The 17465-nt window shown below is 68.2% G+C and carries 16 protein-coding genes; 3 read left to right on the top strand and 13 right to left on the bottom strand.

Annotation, left to right across the window (positions count from 1 at the left end; genetic code table 11):
• Positions 1-26: 26 nt before the first annotated feature.
• On the top strand, positions 27-1034 hold the full coding sequence (locus tag BLW75_RS04225) for a LacI family DNA-binding transcriptional regulator (RefSeq protein ID WP_034317496.1): 1008 nt from the start codon (positions 27-29) through the stop codon (positions 1032-1034).
• A gap of 111 nt (positions 1035-1145) precedes the next feature.
• Here the strand turns inward: BLW75_RS04225 and yicI are convergent, their stop codons facing one another.
• The 5 genes from yicI to BLW75_RS04250 all read right to left on the bottom strand — a co-directional run bounded on the left by yicI (position 1146) and on the right by BLW75_RS04250 (position 7859).
• A complete protein-coding gene (gene yicI / locus BLW75_RS04230) occupies positions 1146-3425 on the bottom strand; it encodes an alpha-xylosidase (RefSeq protein WP_091596767.1) in 2280 nt (759 codons plus the stop codon).
• The gene (locus BLW75_RS04235) at positions 3422-4234 is read right to left on the bottom strand and encodes a carbohydrate ABC transporter permease (RefSeq protein ID WP_034317493.1); all 813 of its coding nucleotides are present in this window, start codon (positions 4232-4234) and stop codon (positions 3422-3424) included. The genes yicI and BLW75_RS04235 overlap by 4 nt, the downstream gene beginning before the upstream one ends.
• Positions 4231-5115, bottom strand: a complete 885-nt coding sequence (locus BLW75_RS04240) for a carbohydrate ABC transporter permease (protein ID WP_034317491.1) — start codon at positions 5113-5115, stop codon at positions 4231-4233. The genes BLW75_RS04235 and BLW75_RS04240 overlap by 4 nt, the downstream gene beginning before the upstream one ends.
• A complete protein-coding gene (locus BLW75_RS04245; RefSeq protein ID WP_034317489.1) occupies positions 5112-6389 on the bottom strand; it encodes an ABC transporter substrate-binding protein in 1278 nt (425 codons plus the stop codon). Before BLW75_RS04245 ends, BLW75_RS04240 begins: the two co-directional genes overlap by 4 nt.
• 294 nt (positions 6390-6683) lie before the next feature.
• Positions 6684-7859, bottom strand: a complete 1176-nt coding sequence (locus BLW75_RS04250; protein ID WP_034317487.1) for a carboxylesterase family protein — start codon at positions 7857-7859, stop codon at positions 6684-6686.
• Between the two features lie 26 nt (positions 7860-7885).
• On the opposite strand from BLW75_RS04250, the gene BLW75_RS04255 reads away from it, so the two are divergent.
• On the top strand, positions 7886-8809 hold the full coding sequence (locus BLW75_RS04255; protein ID WP_034317485.1) for a LysR substrate-binding domain-containing protein: 924 nt from the start codon (positions 7886-7888) through the stop codon (positions 8807-8809).
• A gap of 5 nt (positions 8810-8814) precedes the next feature.
• On the opposite strand, the gene BLW75_RS04260 is transcribed toward BLW75_RS04255, so the two are convergent.
• From BLW75_RS04260 to BLW75_RS04295, 8 genes are read right to left on the bottom strand one after another with little or no spacing between them, the layout of a single operon-like run.
• On the bottom strand, positions 8815-9810 hold the full coding sequence (locus BLW75_RS04260; protein WP_034317482.1) for an amidohydrolase family protein: 996 nt from the start codon (positions 9808-9810) through the stop codon (positions 8815-8817).
• A gap of 1 nt (position 9811) precedes the next feature.
• On the bottom strand, positions 9812-10333 hold the full coding sequence (locus tag BLW75_RS04265) for a 3-hydroxyanthranilate 3,4-dioxygenase (protein ID WP_034317479.1): 522 nt from the start codon (positions 10331-10333) through the stop codon (positions 9812-9814).
• Positions 10330-10758 (bottom strand): RidA family protein, encoded by a 429-nt coding sequence (locus tag BLW75_RS04270; protein WP_034317475.1) that lies wholly within the window; start codon positions 10756-10758, stop codon positions 10330-10332. Before BLW75_RS04270 ends, BLW75_RS04265 begins: the two co-directional genes overlap by 4 nt.
• Positions 10755-11522, bottom strand: a complete 768-nt coding sequence (locus BLW75_RS04275; protein ID WP_034317472.1) for a 2-keto-4-pentenoate hydratase — start codon at positions 11520-11522, stop codon at positions 10755-10757. Before BLW75_RS04275 ends, BLW75_RS04270 begins: the two co-directional genes overlap by 4 nt.
• The gene (gene dmpG, locus BLW75_RS04280) at positions 11519-12526 is read right to left on the bottom strand and encodes a 4-hydroxy-2-oxovalerate aldolase (protein ID WP_034317469.1); all 1008 of its coding nucleotides are present in this window, start codon (positions 12524-12526) and stop codon (positions 11519-11521) included. Before dmpG ends, BLW75_RS04275 begins: the two co-directional genes overlap by 4 nt.
• Positions 12523-13455 carry an acetaldehyde dehydrogenase (acetylating) gene (locus tag BLW75_RS04285; protein WP_034317466.1) on the bottom strand — a complete coding sequence of 311 codons (933 nt, stop codon included), beginning with the start codon at positions 13453-13455 and terminating at the stop codon, positions 12523-12525. Before BLW75_RS04285 ends, dmpG begins: the two co-directional genes overlap by 4 nt.
• A complete protein-coding gene (locus BLW75_RS04290; protein ID WP_034317463.1) occupies positions 13452-14243 on the bottom strand; it encodes a 2-keto-4-pentenoate hydratase in 792 nt (263 codons plus the stop codon). The genes BLW75_RS04285 and BLW75_RS04290 overlap by 4 nt, the downstream gene beginning before the upstream one ends.
• A complete protein-coding gene (locus BLW75_RS04295; RefSeq protein WP_034317626.1) occupies positions 14240-15709 on the bottom strand; it encodes a 2-hydroxymuconic semialdehyde dehydrogenase in 1470 nt (489 codons plus the stop codon). The genes BLW75_RS04290 and BLW75_RS04295 overlap by 4 nt, the downstream gene beginning before the upstream one ends.
• Before the next feature lie 401 nt (positions 15710-16110).
• On the opposite strand from BLW75_RS04295, the gene BLW75_RS04300 reads away from it, so the two are divergent.
• Positions 16111-17463: an MFS transporter gene (locus tag BLW75_RS04300; RefSeq protein WP_034317460.1), complete on the top strand. Its 1353-nt coding sequence runs from the start codon at positions 16111-16113 to the stop codon at positions 17461-17463.
• Positions 17464-17465: the final 2 nt, after the last annotated feature.

Below are 17465 nucleotides of genomic sequence, written 5' to 3' on the forward strand. Positions count from 1 at the left end.
GATTCGACTCGCACTATCATCGACTGATGGTCACCATCGCAGACGTCGCCCGGGCAGCCGGGGTCTCCCCGAGCACCGTGTCCTACGTGCTGTCCGGACGGCGTTCGATCTCGGAGGACACCCGCCGCCGCGTTCAGCACAGCATCAGCGAACTCGGTTACCACCCGAACGCGGGCGCCCGCGCGCTGGCCAGCAGCCGCACCAACGTGCTCGCGCTCGTCGTCCCGCTGCGGACGGATCTCAACGTCCCGGTGGTCATGCAGTTCGTCGCGGCCACCGTCACCGAGGCGCGGACCTACGACCATGACGTGCTTTTGCTGACCAAGAACGAAGGCCCGGACGGCCTGCGCCGGATCGCCGCGTCCGCCATCGCTGACGCGCTGATCGTGATGGACGTCGAAACCTCCGAGCCGCGTCTCCCGGTGCTGAGATCCTTGCACCGGCCGGTGGTGCTGATCGGAGTTCCCGCCGACCCCGGCGACCTGACCTGCGTCGATCTCGACTTCACCGCGGCAGGCGCCGCGAGCGTCACGCATCTGGCCGACCTCGGCCATCGCGAGATCGCGCTGATCGGCCCCTCCCCCGCGGTCTACAAACGCGGCACGAGCTACGCGGGTCGCTTCCTGCGCGGCTTCCGCCAGACGGCGACGAAGCGCAAGGTGCGGGCCGGTTCGTTCCCGTGCGCGCCTTCCTACGACGCGCTCCGTGCCTGCCTCGACGACGTGTTCGCCGAACACCCCGGCGTCACCGGGCTGGTCGTGCACAACGAGGCCATCCTCGGCCCGCTGCTGTCCGAGCTGAACCGTCGCGGCAAGCAGATTCCCCAGGACATCTCGGTGCTGGCCGTCTGCCCGGAGGACATGGCCGAAGCGCAGTCGGTCCAGCTCACCTCGATCGCCATCCCCGCCGCCGAACTCGGCAGCCTCGCCGTCGAGATGGCGATGCGCCGCCTCGACGACGGAGGTCAGGCCGAGGTCCGGCTGCTGTCACCCCGATTGACCGAACGGGGCAGCACCGGCCCCGCGCCTTCGTGAGTGTTTCAAGTCGTTCCAACGACCTGAAGATCCGGCTCGGTACCGATGCTCCCTGCCCACCCGAGTCCGTGAAGGCCTCCTTGAGGGACTCTGGGTCCCTCAAGGAGGCCTTCACGGACGGGGCGCACTGAACGCGCGGCCATCCGGGGAGACAGCGCCGCGAATCGTCAACGCGCTTCCCGTCGCCACGATCGTCTCGTCACCTCCGGGAAAGGCCACCTGCCAGCCATCAGGCGCGGCGTCGACGTCGATGTGGACGCTGTCGCCCTCCCGGCGGGTGCGGAACGTCGAGCCGCCGACGGTGGTGGTGATCCTGCCGCCGTCCTCCAGCCGGTACAGCCGCAGTGTGACGCCGTCGGCGTAGTCGTAGTCCGGCCGGTCGTCGACAGCCCCTAGCGGCAGAACGGTGTCGGGACGCACCAGCAACGGGACGGTGAGCATGTCGCAGACGGTGCTCACCCACCGCGGGCCCTGGATCTCGTCGCCGGTGAAGAAGTCGGTCCACACGCCTTCCGGGACGTAGTAGGTCACTTCGCCCTCGTCCGAGAACACCGGTGCCACCAGGAGCGAGTCACCCAGCATGTACTGCCGCTCCAGGTGGGCGCACGCCGGATCGGCCGGGAACTCCAGCGCCATCGCCCGCATCATCGGCGTGCCCTCGGCCGCGGCCTGTGCCGCCGCTTGCCACAGGTACGGCATCAGCCGCGCCTTGAGCTTGGAGAACACCCGCAGGACGTCGACAGCTTCCTCGTCGAACAGCCAGGGCACCCGGTAGGACGAACTGCCGTGCAACCTGCTGTGCGACGACAACATCCCGAACGCGATCCAGCGTTTGAACAAAGCCGGATCCGGGGTGCCTTCGAAGCCGCCGATGTCGTGGCTCCAATACCCGAAACCGGACAGACCGAGGGAAAGGCCGCCGCGCAGGCTCTCGGCCATCGACTCGTACGTCGATTCGCAGTCGCCGCCCCAATGCACCGGGAACTGCTGCGAACCCGCGGTCGCCGAGCGCGCGAACACCACGGCCTCGCCCTCCCCGCGCCCTTTGCGGAGCACGTCGAAGACGGTCTGGTTGTACAGGTAGGTGTAGTAGTTGTGCATCCGCTCGGGATCGGATCCGTCGAAGTAGACGACGTCCGTCGGCACCCGCTCGCCGAAGTCGGTCTTGAAACAGTCCACGCCCTGTTCGAGCAAAGCGTCCAGTTTGGCCGCGTACCACGCGCGCGCGGCGGGATTGGTGAAGTCGACCAGAGCCATTCCCGGCTGCCAGAGATCCCACTGCCACACGTCACCGTTCGGTTTCCGCAGCAGGTATCCGCCCGCGACGCCCTCGGCGAACAGCGGTGACCGTTGCGCCACATACGGGTTGATCCACACCGAGATGCGCAGGTCCCGCGCTTTCAGCCGCTCCAGCATGCCGACGGGGTCCGTGAACGTCCGCGGATCCCATTCGAAGTCGCACCAGTTGAATTCGCGCATCCAGAAGCAGTCGAAATGGAACACGCTCAGCGGCAGATCGCGTTCGATCATGCCGTCGACGAATCCCGACACGGTCTCCTCGTCGTAGGACGTGGTGAACGACGTCGACAGCCACAGCCCGAACGACCACGCGGGCGGGAGCGCCGGTCTGCCGGTCAGCGCCGTGTACTTGCGCAGGATCTCCTTCGGGCTCGGGCCGTAGATGACGAAGTACTCCAGCGACTGGCCCGCGACGCTGAACTGCACCCGTGACACCGCTTCCGAGGCCACCTCGAAGGACACGTGCCCCGGATGATTGACGAACACGCCGTAGCCGGCGTTGGTCAGGTAGAACGGGACGTTCTTGTAAGCCTGTTCGCTGCTCGTGCCGGCATCGGCGTTCCAGATGTCGACGACCTGCCCGTTGCGCACCAGTGGCCCGAATCGCTCGCCGAGCCCGTAGACCTGGGCTCCCACGCCGAGGTCGAGCTGGTCGCGGACATGGTGCTCGCCGTCGAGGCTCATGAAGCCCATCCCCTTGGCCCCGCTGGTGGTGAGCACCTTGCCCTCCGCGACGAAGTCGACCTTCCATCCTTCGCCGCGGTGGAGCCGCACCGACAACGCGCCGGCGGTGAGCGTGTGCCCGTCCTCGGAGACTTTCGCCTCCTCGTCGACGGCCGACAGCTCGAAGCGGGGTTCTCGCGGCAGCCCGCCCTCGAAATGCGTGACGCTCACCCCGATCACGTCCGGCATCGGCGAGGAGAATCCGACCGTCGCCACCGGTCCCTTCAACAGGTCGCCGCGGTGGCGGATGCGATGGGTCGGCGCGTGCACCACGATCCGGCCGTCCCCCGCGGTGAGGTCGTACACCTCCACCGGATGTGCCGCCTGTACTCCGTCGCGCAGCAGCCAGTATCCGTTGCTGAACTTCATTTGACCGCCCCTGCCGTGATGCCACGTGTCAACGTCCGCTGGAAGATCAGGAAGAAGGCGATCGCCGGGATGACCCCGAGCAACGCCGAGGCACTGGTCATGGTCGCGTCCATCATCCGCTGGCCCTGCAGCACACCCAAGGCGACCGGGACGGTCTGGGTGTCGTTGGAGATCAGCAGGATCAGCGGGAGGAAGAACTCGTTCCACGTCCAGATGAAGAAGAAGACGAACAGCACACCGAGGGTCGGCCTGCTGATCGGCACCACGATCCGCACCAGGGTCTGCCCTTTGTTCGCGCCGTCGAGATAGGCGGCCTCGAGCAGCTCGCGCGGAAACCCGACGTACGTCGAGGACAGCAGATAAGTGCCGAACGCGGCCTGGATGATCGTGAAGATGATGATCACGCCGAGCTGGGTGTCGTAGAGACCGGTCTCGTTGGCGAGGAAGTACAGCGGGTACGCCAAGGCTTCCTGCGGCAACGTGTTCGCGATGAGGAACGCGACCAGGATCCACGTCCTGCCGCGGACCCGGCCGATGCCCAGCGCGTAGGCGTTCAGCACCGAGATCACCACCGCGAGCACCGCGACCGACCCGCTGATCACGACGCTGTTGAGCAGCTTCTGCCCGAACCCGACCCGGACCCAGAAGTCGATCAGCCCCTGCAGGTACACGCCGTCCGGAAAGGACAGTGGGCCATCGGACGCGTACTCGGCCGGGGACTTCAGCGCGTTCAGCGCCACGACCAGGAACGGCGCCAGCATCACGATCGCGAGCACGATCAACGACCAGAGCGTCACATGCCGTTTCACGCGTGCTCACCCCGCCTCTGGATCCGGAGGAACACCGTGGTGAGCACGAGGATCAGCACCGTGAGCACGGTCGCGATCGCCGCGCCGTAGCCGACCTGCGTCTTCTCGAAGAAGTTCTGGAACGAGTAGTACGACGGCACGTTGGTGGACCCGCCGGGCCCTCCCCTGGTCAGCACGTAGATCGGCCCGAAGACCTTCAACGCGGCGATGGTGCAGGTCAGCAGGACCACGAAGACCTCGGGCCGCAGCTGGGGCACCGTCACATGCCAGAACCGGCCCCACCACGACGCGCCGTCCAGCTCCGCCGCCTCGTGCAGCGAGGGGTCGGCGCGCTGCATCCCGGCCATGAAGATGACCACCGGATAGCCGACCTGGATCCACACCATCACGCCCATCACGCTCCACAGGGCGAGATCCGGATCGCCCAGCCAGTTCTGGGCGAGCGAGCCGAGCCCGACGGCGGAGAGGAGTTCGTTCACCGCGCCCTCGGGCGCCAGTATCCAGCTCCACACGATGCCGGCGACCGCGATCGGCAGCACCTGTGGCAGGTACACGCAGGCCCGCAGCACGCCGGCCGCCCGCGTCCCGAACCGTTTGGCCACGAAATCGAACAGCGCGGCCGCGATCACCAGTCCCGTCACGGTCGGCACGATGGCCATCGCCACCACGAGCCCGACGTTGTGGCGGAACGACGCCCAGAAGACGTCGTCCGCGAACAATCGCCGGTAATTGTCCAGTCCTGTCCACTTCGGATCGCCGGCGCCGGACCACTGGGTGAAGCTGATGCCGATGTTCATCGCGAACGGCACCAGGATCACCGCGATCAGCAGCAGCGCGCCGGGGATCAGGAAGAGCAGGTAGTTGCCCCGTCCCCTGGTCATTTGCCGACGTTCGCCAGGTTCTCCTCGTAGGGCTTGGCGAGCTCGTCGAGCACCTGTGACGGCGAGGCGCTCGAGGTGATGAGCTTCTGCGTCGCCGAGACATGGACGTCGTAGTACCCGGGAGCCGGCCAATCGGGATAGAACGCGAGCTTGTCCTGTGCGGACAGAGCGGTGAAGTCCTCGACCAGATCCTTCAGCCGCGGATCGGCAGGCGGCGTGGGGCTGTTCACCACCGGGACCCCACCGGCCTCCCGCAGCTTGTCCTGGATCGGCTGGGACATCGTGATCGCGATGAAGTCGAGCGCGAGGTCCCGGTTCTTCGCTCCCTTGGGGATGACCCACATGTTGCCCCCGGAACCCGCGGTCATCCCCGGCCAGGGCACAGAACCCCACTGGAAGTTCTTGATGCTCTGCACCAGCCTGCCGTACCACCAGCTCCCGCTGATCATGATCGGGTACTTGCCCTGCATGAACGACGTGCCCATGCCCTCGGTGTCCACCCCGGCCGATTCCTTGCTGATGTACCCCTTCTTCACCCAGTCGGCGAAGGTCGTCGCGCCGTAGGACCACGCGGCGTCGTGGAAGTCCACCTTGCCGGTGTAGCGCTGGTAGCGGTCCACCCAGCCGCGGTCGGCCTTGGTGAGGGCGAGCTGGTACAGGATCTGGTGTGCCGGGTACTCCGACCCGCCGACGGCCAGCGGGGTGATCCCGGCGGCGGTGAACTTGTCCATGGCCGCGGTCAGCTGCTCGATGGTCCTCGGCTCTTCGAGCCCCTGCTGCGCGAACATGTCCTTGTTGTAGAAGACCTTCAAGTACTCGGCGTAGTTCGGGACGCCGTACCAGTTCCCGGATCCCATCACGCCGTTCTCGTCGTAACGGGCGGTGGTCTGGAGCGCCGGGGTGAGCTGCTTGTCCCAGCCGCGTTCGGTGACCTCTTCGCTGATGTCGGTCAGAAGTCCCTGCTTGGACAACAGTCCCGCCGTGGCATTGCCCTTGTTGTATTCCAAGACGTCCGGCGCGTCGCCCGAGTTGAGCACCATCGGCGCCGTCTTCTGGATCTGTTCGAAGCCCTTCTCCTCGAAGGCGACCTTGACGCCGGGGTGGCTCGCTTCGAACTGCTTGATCGCCTCGGCCCAGGCCACGCCCATCGCGCTGTCCGGCGCCTCGTAGTGCCACAACTTCAGGGTTTTCGGGTCACCGCTGCCGGATCCGGACCCGCAGCCCGCGATGGCCAGCATCGCGACCATCGCGGCAGCCACTACTCGCTTCGACATCAGAGGTCCCTCCAGAGAAGTCGGTGATACCCGCCGGCCATCGTGGCCTCCCTCGGAATCCGCGGTGATCCGAACTGTCGAAGCGCTTCGATGGACACGATAGGACTGCGCGCCCGGTCAGCACAACGTCTTGACCGGGCGCGCTCCCACCTCTACTGTCAGGCCCTTTTCACCAGGCCTGTGCATGTGCGTAGAACCGTAACTCGCGTGATCGGAGACGGAACTCGCGTGTCTGGAGCCGTAACACACGCGATGCGCGAGTTACGCCTTCAATCACGCGAGTTGCGCCTCTGATCACGCGTGTTCGGGGTTGAAGCCGATGGGGTGGCCCGCGACCGGGGTGGGGTCGAGGGTGCCGGTGCGGGCGAAGGTCGCCCAGACGGCGCGGAGGGCGGTGCCGAAGGCATCGACCTCCGGCCACGGGACCTTGCCGAGCATCGGACTGTCCTGCCAGGCCTGCTCGGTGCCGAGCAGCAGAGGCAGTTCCAGGCAGTGGGTGGCGCCGAATTCGGACCCTTCGGGCCGCCAGTCGAGGCGGTACGACCAGACGCCGGCGCCGGCCGAACGCAGCCGGTCGCCGAAAGCGGCCAGCGGTTCGACGTAGATCTCGTCGGTGCCCGCGGCGCCGGGGAACGCGGTCATGTCGTCGGCGTTCCAGCCGTACAGCACGTCGAGATCGCACACGTTGTCCGGGAAGGACGCCTTGTCCAGCGTGTCCACCGGAATGAACGCGGGCTCCATCGGGTCGCCGGTGAGCCGCAGGTTCGTCAGCGCGGTTTCCTTCTGCGCGGAGAGGATTTCCGTGATGCCGGCTGTGCGCGGGTCGCTGCCGAGCGCGTCGGCGAACACCTCGCCGAGTTTCTCCGCCTGCCCGGGCGGTCGGGCGCCGAGGCCGAGCGGCGCGCTCTGCAGGATCGCCCGCCCGAACAGACCGCGAGCCTCGGGCAGGTCCATCAGAAGGCGGATGGAAATGCCGCCCGCCGACTGCCCGGCGACCGTCACGTTGTCCGGGTCACCGCCGTAGGCCGCGATGTTGGCCCGCACCCAGCGCAGCGCCTCGAGCTGGTCGGCCAGCCCGAGGTTGCCGGGGCTGACGCCGTCCAAGTACAGGTAACCGAGCGCGCCGAGCCGGTAGTTGACGCCGACCACCACCAGGTCGCCCTCGGCCGCCAGCGCACCGCCGTCGTACCAGTTCAGCAACCCACCGCCGCTGGAGAATCCGCCGCCGTGCAGCCACACGAGCACCGGCCTGCGTCCGTCATCCAGACCCGGGGTGCTGATCGTCAGGTTGAGACAGTCCTCGCCCTGCGGCAGGCGATCGCCCGGCGGTCCCATCACCCGGTCCAGCCGGGACGGCGGTTGCGGGCTGATCTCCCCGCTGGACGGCGTTTGCTCCGAAACGGCGACCGGCGGCGCGAACCGCGCCGCTGTGGCATAGCGAATCGGTCCGGTTCGGACAATCGTGGTCATACACACCTCGCGGGTAGGATCGGCTGGTGATCTTGCCTCGCCTGCTGGACGGCCGACTGAAGTTCCGCCACCTCGTCCTGCTCGACGCGCTGGCCAGGCAGGGCACCGTGGTCGGGGCCGCCGCCGAGTTGCACGTGACGCAGCCGGTGGCGACCCGAAGTCTGCACGAACTCGAAGAGATCCTCGACGTGCGGTTGTTCGAGCGCGGCCCGCGCGGCATCACCCCGACCGTGTTCGGCGAGGCGTTCACCGGGCACGCCCGCGCGGTGCTCGCCCAGCTCGAGCAGGCCGGGCGGCACGTCGCCGAGCTGGCCGACGCCGAACGCGGCACGGTGGTGGTCGGCACCCATCTCGCGGGGTCGAACATGCTGTTGCCGCGCGCGATCGCGGCGATCAAGACCGAGCGGCCGTACCTGACGATCGTGGTCCGGGAGGGTTCTCCCGAAGCCCTGCTGGTGGAACTGGAGGCAGGCCGGGTCGATCTGATCATCGGCAGGCTGACAGCGCCTTCGGACGAGCGGATCGAGCGGCGCAAACTGTACGACGAGTCGGTGGATCTGGTGGTGCGCACCGCACATCCCCTGGCCGGCGCGACCGGCGTCGAGCTGGCCGACCTCGCCGAGTACCCGTGGATTCTGCCCGGAGCGGAGACCGCGCTGCGCCGCGAGCTGGAGCAGTTGTTCACCCGCAACGGCTTCCCACTGCCCGCGAACCGGGTGGAGACCACGTCGTTCCTCACCGTGCGGCAGCTGCTGCTGGAGACCGACGTGATCGCCGCGCTGCCCAGCCTGATCACCAAGGACGACCCGAGGATCACGAGGGTCGCGCTGGCGCTGGAGCCGATCGGGCACAGCGTCGGACTGACCCTGCCCGCCCAGCGCACACTCAGCCCGTCGGTGGACGCGCTGATCCGCAGCTTGACCGACGTCGCCACCGGCATGTCCGATTAGGACGGTCACGACAGGGACAGGAAGCGCTCGGCGTTCCCGCTGGTGATCAGCTGCCGCTCGGTCTCGCTCAGGAAGCCGCTTTTGCGCACCACCTCGCCGACCGGACGTTCGCCGAGCGGATACGGGTAGTCGCTGCCGACCATCACCCGCTCGGCACCGAGCGTGTCCACGAGCAGTCGCAGCGCCCGCTCGTCGAAGACCACCGAGTCGACGTGGAATCGGTCGAGGTAGTGCGAAGGCGGGAACTCCGAGGTGCCGATCACGTCGTTCCGCCGATGCCAGGCGTTCTCCATCCGGCCGAGCCAGAACGCGAACGACCCGCCACCGTGGGCGAAGCAGATCTTCAGGCTCGCGTCGATCCGGTCGAAGACCCCGCCGAGCACCAGCGCCAGGATCGACAGATGCGTTTCCGCGGGCATCGCGGTCAGCCACCGCGCCATCCATCGGTCCAGCCGGGGCGAATCGGCCATGTCCCATGGGTGCACGAACACCGGGACCCCGAGCGACGCGCAGTGCTGCAGGAAGGTCTCCACCCCGGCGCTGTCGAGGTCCTGGTCGCCGACGTGGTTGCCGATCTCCACCCCGCGATGCCCCGCGGCCAGGCAGCGTTCCAGTTCGCGGCACGCCGCGTCGGTGTCCTGCAACGGGACCTGGCAGAACGGGATCAGCCGGTCCGGCGCCGGCGCGACGATCTCCAGCGCCAGATCGTTGAAGATCCGGGCGATCCGGCCCGCCTGCTCGCCGGTCCGGCCGTAGTTGAAGAACGCGGGTGTCGGGGAGACCACCTGGGTGCGCACGCCGTCGGCGTCCATGTCCAGCAGCCGGGTCTCCGCGTCCCAGCAGTCCGCGGCGATCCGGCGGAACTCCTTGTCCCCCATCATGATCATCGCCTCGGACTCGGTCTCCGCGCGCAGCCACGGTGCGTCCGGCCCGGCGTCCGCGCGCAGATCCGGCCAGCCGTTCGGCACGTAATGCGTGTGGATGTCGATCAGTCCGGTCATCTCAGCCCTTCCCGGGGTGAAGGGCACCGCAGCCACCGCACGTGCGGGCCTGCTCGTCACCGTAGAAGGCGGTGAAGACCGGCGGCAGATCCTCGACGATGTCGCGCACCTGGAGTTCCACCTCGTGCACCAGCGAGGCGCATTCGAGGCAGTACCACTGGAACTTCTCCAGCGTGCCCTCCTCACGGACACGTTCGATGACCAGGCCGATCGAGTCGGCTTCCGGACGCTGCGGCGAGTGCGGGATGTCGCCCGGCAGCAGCCACGTGTCGCCCTCGGAGATGTGAACGGTCTTCTGGCCTTCGTCGGTCATGACGTTCACGTGCATGTTGCCCCTGAGCTGGTAGAACCATTCCTCGTAGGGGTCGACGTGGAAGTCGGTGCGCTGGTTCGGCCCACCGACGATCTGCACGATGAAATCCTTGCCCAGCGCCATCGTCCGGTTGTTCACCGGCGGTTTGAGCAGATGCTCGTGCTCGGCGATCCAGGCCTGGAAATTGACGACCTCGGGAATGCCGGTCATCGCGGAACCTCCGTGTATTTCGGTAGTTGGGCGATCGCCTGGATTTCGATCAGCAGGTGCGGATGCGGCAGCTGATGCACGGCGACCGTGGTGCGGGCAGGGCCCGTTTCGTCGAAGTATTCGCCGTAGATCTCGTTGTAGCCGCCGAAATCGTTCATCGAAACCAGGAAGGTGGTGATCTGGGTGATGTCGGTGAGGTCGGCGCCGACCTCGTGCAGGATGCCGCGGATGTTCTCGATCACCGCGCGGGTCTGCGTCCGGATGTCCAGGTTCGTGGTGCCGAGTTCGTCCACCTCGACGCCGGCGAACGTGTTGTCCGGGCGTCGAGAACTCGTCCCGGACACGAAGATCAGGTCTCCCGCGACCTTCACATGCGGGAACCGGCCCCTCGGCTTGGCCAGCCCGGAGATCACCCGCCCGCTCATGCCAGCCCCCGCACCGAAACCCGGCCGAGCCCGGCGATGTCCGCCTCGGCGACTCCGGGCACGAACGGCACCGCTTCGGTCGCCGCTCCGGCCAGCACGACCTGCCCGGCCCGCAGCGGGATGTCCCGTTTCCGGCACAGCTCGACCAGCGCGTGCAGCGCGCGCACCGGATCGCCGAGGATCGCCGACGTCGAGCCGATCACCTCGCGGTCCCCGGAGCGCAGCCGCACCGCCCGGTTCGCCACCTCGCCGAACGCGCGCCACGGGCCGAGCACGAACCCGGCAGCCGAAGTGTTGTCGGCGACCACGTCGGTGTGGGTGAACCGGAAATCCCGGTATCGGGAGTCGATGATCTCGATCGCCGGGGCCATCGCGTCCACCGCGGACTCCACGTCGAACGCCGGGTCGGCGAGATCGATGTCGCGCGCCAGCCGGTACGCGACCTCCGGCTCCACCTTGGGATGGATGAAGCCCGCCAGCGAGACTTCGCCGCCGTCGGCGATCCTCATCGCGTCGGTGAGCCTGCCGGCGATCACCTCGGACACGCCCATCTGCGCCATCTTCGCCTTGCTGGTCAGCCCCAGCTTGACCCCGAGCACCCGCTCCCCACGACTCTCGCGGCGGGCCAGCAGCTCGGCCTGAATGGCGTACGCGTCGGCGATGTCGAACGCGTGATCGTCGGCGAGGCTCAGCGTGTCCACCCGCGACGTCTGCGCGGTGTCCAGCCGATCGGCGAGCGCCGAGATCTCCTCGGGGGCCATCATGTGCCGCTCCGTACCAGGTCGAGTGCGATGTCCACGATCATGTCCTCCTGCCCGCCGACCAGCTTCCGCCTGCCGACCTCGGTGAGAATCCGCCGGGTGTCCAGTCCGTAGCGGGCGGCCGCGCGCTCGGCGTGCAGCAGGAAACTCGAGTAGACCCCGGCGTAACCGAGGGTCAGCGTCTCCCGGTCCACCTGGACCGGCCGCTCACGCAGCGGGCGCACCAGGTCGTCCGCCGCGTCCTGCAACGCGAACAGGTCCGCGCCGTGCTCCCAGCCGAGCAAGTCGGCGACCGCGACGAAGGGTTCGGCCGGGCAGTTGCCCGCCCCCGCGCCCTGCCCGGCCAGCGCGACGTCCACCCGGTAGGCGCCGTGCTCGACCGCGGTCACGCTGTTCGCCACCGAAAGGGAGAGGTTCTCGTGCGCGTGGATGCCGATCTCGGTCCGCTCGTCGAGCACCTGCCGGTACGCGTCGATCCGTTCGGCGACCCCGTTCATCGTCAACCGACCGCCGGAATCGGTGACGTACACGCAGTGCGCGCCGTAGGACTCCATCAGCCTGGCCTGTTCGGCGAGCGCGGCCGGCGTGGAGAGGTGGCTCATCATCAGGAATCCGGACACGTCCATGCCGTGCTCGCGTGCCCAGGCGATGTGCTGCGCGGCCACGTCGGCCTCGGTGCAGTGGGTGGCGATCCGCACGCTGCGCACCCCGAGGTCGCGGACGCGGCGCAGCTGTCCGATCGTGCCGATACCGGGCAGCAGCAACGTGGTCAGCGTGGCGTTCTCGATCACCTCCGCGGCCGCGGAGATCCACTCTTCGTCGGTGTGCGCGCCGAATCCGTACGTCGCGCTGGACCCGCCGATCCCATCGCCGTGCGCGACCTCGATCGCCGCCACGCCCGCCTTGTCCACGGCGGACACGATCCGCCGGACCTGGTCCACTGTGTACGCATGCCCCATCGCGTGCATGCCGTCGCGCAAGGTCACGTCCTGGAGATAGACCTTCATCCGAGCCATCCCCTCAGTTCGGCGATCCGCTCGGCCGTGCGCAGCGCCGCCGAGGTCATGATGTCGAGATTTCCCGCGTAATCCGGCAGGTAGTGGGCAGCGCCGAGCACTTCGAGGAACACCGAGACCTTGAGCCCGGAGATCTCCCGGCCGAGCTCGGGTACCCACTGCCGGGTCACCGGGTCGAACTGCACTTCCTGTTTCAGCGTGTAGCCCGGCACGTACTCGCGCACCCGGTCGGCCATCTGCCGGACCGACGCCGCGATCTTCTCCCGGTCCGGCTCGCCCTCGACCAGGCAGTACACCGTGTCCCGCATGACGATCGGCGGGTCGGCCGGGTTCAGCACGATGATCGCCTTGCCCATCGCGGCGCCGCCAACCTCGCGGATGGCGGCCGCGGTGGTTTCGGTGAACTCGTCGATGTTCGCCCTGGTCCCGGGCCCTGCCGAACGGGACGAAATCGACGCGACGATCTCCGCGTACGCGACCGGGGCGACCGAGGACACCGCGGCCACGACCGGGATCGTGGCCTGTCCGCCGCAGGTCACCATGTTCACGTTCGGCGCGGCGAGATGCTCGTCCAGGTTCACCGGCGGCACCACGAACGGGCCGAGCGCGGCCGGGGTCAGGTCGATCATCAGCTTGCCGTGCGCCTCGGCCACCTCGGCGTGCCGCCGGTGCGCACCGGCCGAGGTCGCGTCGAAGAGCACCCGCACGTCGGCGAACTCCGGCAGCCCGGCGAGGCCGTCGATACCGCCGTGGGTGGTGGCCACCTTGAGCCTGGCCGCCCTGGCCAGCCCGTCCGAGGCCGGGTCGATACCCGCCATCGCGGCCATCCGCAGCGTCTTCGACAACCGCAGCACCTTGATCATCAGATCGGTGCCGATGTTGCCGGAGCCGATGACGGCGACCGGAACCGTTGCTGTCACTGAGTCTCCTCCTCGATCACCGCGTCGACCTCGCCGAGTCCGTCCAGGCGAAGCCGGAACCGGCCCGCGCCCGTGACCGGCACCATCGGGCCGAGCGCCCCGGACATCACCACGTCGCCCGCGCGCAACGGCTGCTCACGGGCGGCCAGCTCACGGGCAAGCCAGGCGACCGCGGCCACCGGCGAGCCGAGGCAGGCGTGGCCCGCGCCGAACGAGACCGGTTCACCGTCCAGCTCCAAGGTCATCCCGGTCGCGGCGAGATCCCGGCCGGTCAGCGAGAACGGCGTGCAGCCCAGTACCACCGCGCCGCTGGACGCGTTGTCCGCCACCGTGTCCACAATGGAGAGATCCCAGGCGCCGATGCGCGAGTCGACGATCTCGATCGCGGGCAGCACGAACTCCGTCGCCCGCAGCACGTCGGCGACCGAGGCGCCCGGCACGTCCAGATCGCGGCCGAGCACGAACGCGATCTCACCCTCCGCACGAGGCTGCAGGAGCCGCCGGTACGGAACGGGTTCGGTGTGCGCGTACAGCATGTCGTCGAAGAGCACACCGAAGTCCGGCTGGTACACGCCGAACTGCCGCTGCACCGAAGGCGCGGTCAGCCCGATCTTCGCCCCGGCCACCCTGGCGTCTGCCTCAACCCGCTGGTCACGCAGCCTTCGCTGCACCGCGTAGGCTGCGTCGACATCTTGTGCGCCCAGGAATTCCCGCACCGGCGGGCAAGGGGTCGCGGTGCTCGCCGCCGTCGCGAGCCGATCGGCGGCCGCCTCGATCGCCGCGGTCACAGCCGCACGCACACATTCGTCGGCTCGGTGTAGAAGTGCAGCGAAGACGCGCCACCCTCCCGGCCGATCCCGGAAAGCCCCATCCCGCCGAACGGCGAGCGCAGGTCGCGCAGGAACCAGGTGTTCACCCAGGACATGCCGACATGCATGGCCTGCGCGACGCGATGTCCCCGGCGCAGGTCTTGGGTCCACACCGAGGACGCGAGCCCGTATTCGGTGTCGTTGGCCAACGCGATCGCCTCGTCCTCGGTGTCGAACGGGATCAGCGCGGCCACGGGGCCGAAGATCTCCTCGCGCACGGGCCGGTCCTTGTTGGTCAGGCCGGTCCACAGGGTCGGCTCCAGCCATGAGCCACCATCGAGTTCCGGGCCGAGCTCGGGAATCCCGCCGCCGGTCAGGGTTTCGGCGCCGGCCTCCTCGGCCAGCGCGAGGTAGTCCAGCACCTTGCGCCGGTGCTCCGGCGAGATCAGCGGGCCGGTGTTGGTCCGCTCCGCCGAGGGGTCGCCGAGCCGCAGTCCGCGCGCCCGTTCCACCAGCCCGGCCGCCACGTCTTCGAACACCGAGCGCTGCACGTACACCCGCTCGGTGCACAGGCACACCTGCCCGGTGTTCGCGAACACCGACCGGGTCAGCCCGGCGAGCGTCTCGTCGAGGTCGGCATCCCCGAACACGATGGCGGCGTTCTTCCCGCCGAGTTCGAACGACACCGGCCGGACCCGGGGCGCGACCGTGCGCATCACCTGGGTTCCCGTCGCCGACGAGCCGGTGAACGTCACCCCGTCGATGCCGGGGTGCTCGGTCAGGTACTGTCCCGCCGAATCTCCGCCGAACCCGTGCACGACGTTGTAGACACCCGCGGGCAAACCGACCTCGGCCAATACCTCGGCCAGCAGGGTCGCGGTGGAAGGGGTCTGGTCGCTCGGCTTGACCACGACCGCGTTGCCGCAGCCGAGGGCGGGCGCGACCTTCCAGGTCAGCAACAGCAGCGGCAGATTCCACGGCACGATCACCGCGACCACGCCGAGCGGCTTGCGCACCGCGTAGTTCAGTGCCTGAGCTCCGCCGGGCAGATCGGTGACGAACGATTCCTGTCCGGCCGCCGCGATCAGGTCGGCGAACGTGCGGAAGTTCGCCACCGCGCGGGCCACGTCCAGTTCGCGAGCCTGAGTGACGGGCTTTCCGGTGTCCGCGACCTCGGCCGCGACGAACTCCTCGAACCGGGCCTCGATCCGATCGGCCGCCCGGCGCAGCAACGCGGTCCGCTCGCGCACCGGAGTGTCCGCCCAGCCGTTGTGCAACGCGGCGCGGGCGCCGGTGACCGCGCGGTGCACCAGCTCCCGGTCGGCCTCGTGCACCCGGGCGAACTCCGCGCCGGTCGCCGGATCGACCGCCGGGAACCCCGGCCCGTCCGGATCGGCGAACTCACCGTCCACGAAGTTGCGGATCCACCGCACTGACTGCGTCATGCCGTTCACTCTGGCGGGCCGCGCCATGCGGAACAAATGCGTATCCGCTCGTTAGCTATATCCAGAAAGGCATACCGGAGTGGATCTCCTGGCGTGCGTTCCCAGGCCGCAAAGGGGAACTCGCGTGATCAGACGGACGACACGCGTGATTCGACGGACGACACGCGGCTGGAGCCGGCACCGCGTGTGCCGTCCATTCAGTCACGCGTGTCGTCCGTCTGATCACGCGTGTCGTCCATCCAGTCACACGTGTCGTCCATCCAGTCTCGTTGAGCTATACCTGTTCAGGCATGGCAGACCGACAATTCGGCATTTGTGGCCTATGCCTCACGGTGTCAGGCTTCTGCCCAATCGCCAGCAGCCGCGATCGGCTGTCGCCCGAGTCGATTGGGTTTTCGCAGATGAATGCACCCGCGCCCCGCAGAATCGCCGCCGCCACGCTCGCCGGGACCACCCTCGAGTGGTACGACTTCTTCCTCTACGGCACCGCGTCCGCGCTGATCTTCAACAAGCAGTTCTTCCCCTCGCTGAGCCCCACGGTCGGCACCCTCGCCGCGTTCAGCACCTTCGCCGTCGGGTTCATCGCCCGCCCGCTGGGCGGTCTGGTTTTCGGCCACTTCGGCGACCGGATCGGCCGCAAGTCCACGCTGGTGGTGTCGCTGATGCTGATGGGCGTCGGCTCCACGTTGATCGGGTTGATCCCGAACTTCCAGGCGATCGGCATCTGGGCGCCGATCCTGCTGGTCGCGATGCGGATCGTGCAGGGTATCGGGCTCGGCGGAGAGGGCGCTGGAGCGACCCTGATGTCGATGGAACACGCGCCCGCCGATCAACGGAACCGGTACGCCGGGTTCCCGCAGATGGGCACACCCGCCGGTCTGGTGCTGGCGAATCTGCTGTTCCTCGGCAGCAGCGCGGTGATGCCCGCGAGCGCGTTCGCCGCGTGGGGCTGGCGGATTCCGTTCCTCCTGAGCTTCGTGCTGGTCGCGATCGGCCTGATGATCCGGCTGCGGATCACCGAATCACCGTCGTTCACCCGCGCGGCTCAGGAAGACAAGGTGGTCCGGTTCCCGCTCGGCGCGGCGCTCAAGGTCGGCTTCGGCAGACTCGCGCTGACCCTGCTGGTCGGCGTCGCGAACTCGGCGGTCGCCTATGTGTTCATGGTCTTCACCCTGTCCTACGGAACCCAGAACCTGCACTACGACCGGCAGTTCCTGATCCTGTCGGTGACCGGATCGGCCGCGCTGTGGTTCGCCACCATTCCCATCTGGACAAGGATCGCCGACCGCCACGGCAGGCGCACCATGTTCGTCGCCGGGTCGGCCGCGCTCCTGCTGTGGTGCCTCGCGTTCTTCCCGTTGCTGAACACCGGGAACACCGGGCTCGCGATGCTCGCACTGGCCGGCATGGGCCTGGTCGTCCCGATCACCCACTGCGTACAGGGCGCGATCATCGCGGACACCTTCCCGGTCAACGTCCGGTTCTCCGGTATGTCACTCCTTCTGCAGGGCGGCGCGATCCTCGGCGGCGGGCTCGCCCCGATGATCGCCACCGCGGTGCTCAACGCCACCGGCTCGACCACCGGCATCACCTGGTATCTGGCCGCGATCTGCGGTGTCAGCATGATCAGCGCGATGGCCTTGTTCCGCCTGATCCCGTCCCGTGCGGTGGAATCCACAGTGGACGGACCCCGCGACCGCGACGCGGTTCCGCTGTCCGTGAACACCCGCCCGGCGGGGCTCGACGATCATTAGAG

This window comes from Amycolatopsis lurida, from assembly GCF_900105055.1.
GTDB classification, from domain to species: domain Bacteria; phylum Actinomycetota; class Actinomycetes; order Mycobacteriales; family Pseudonocardiaceae; genus Amycolatopsis; species Amycolatopsis lurida.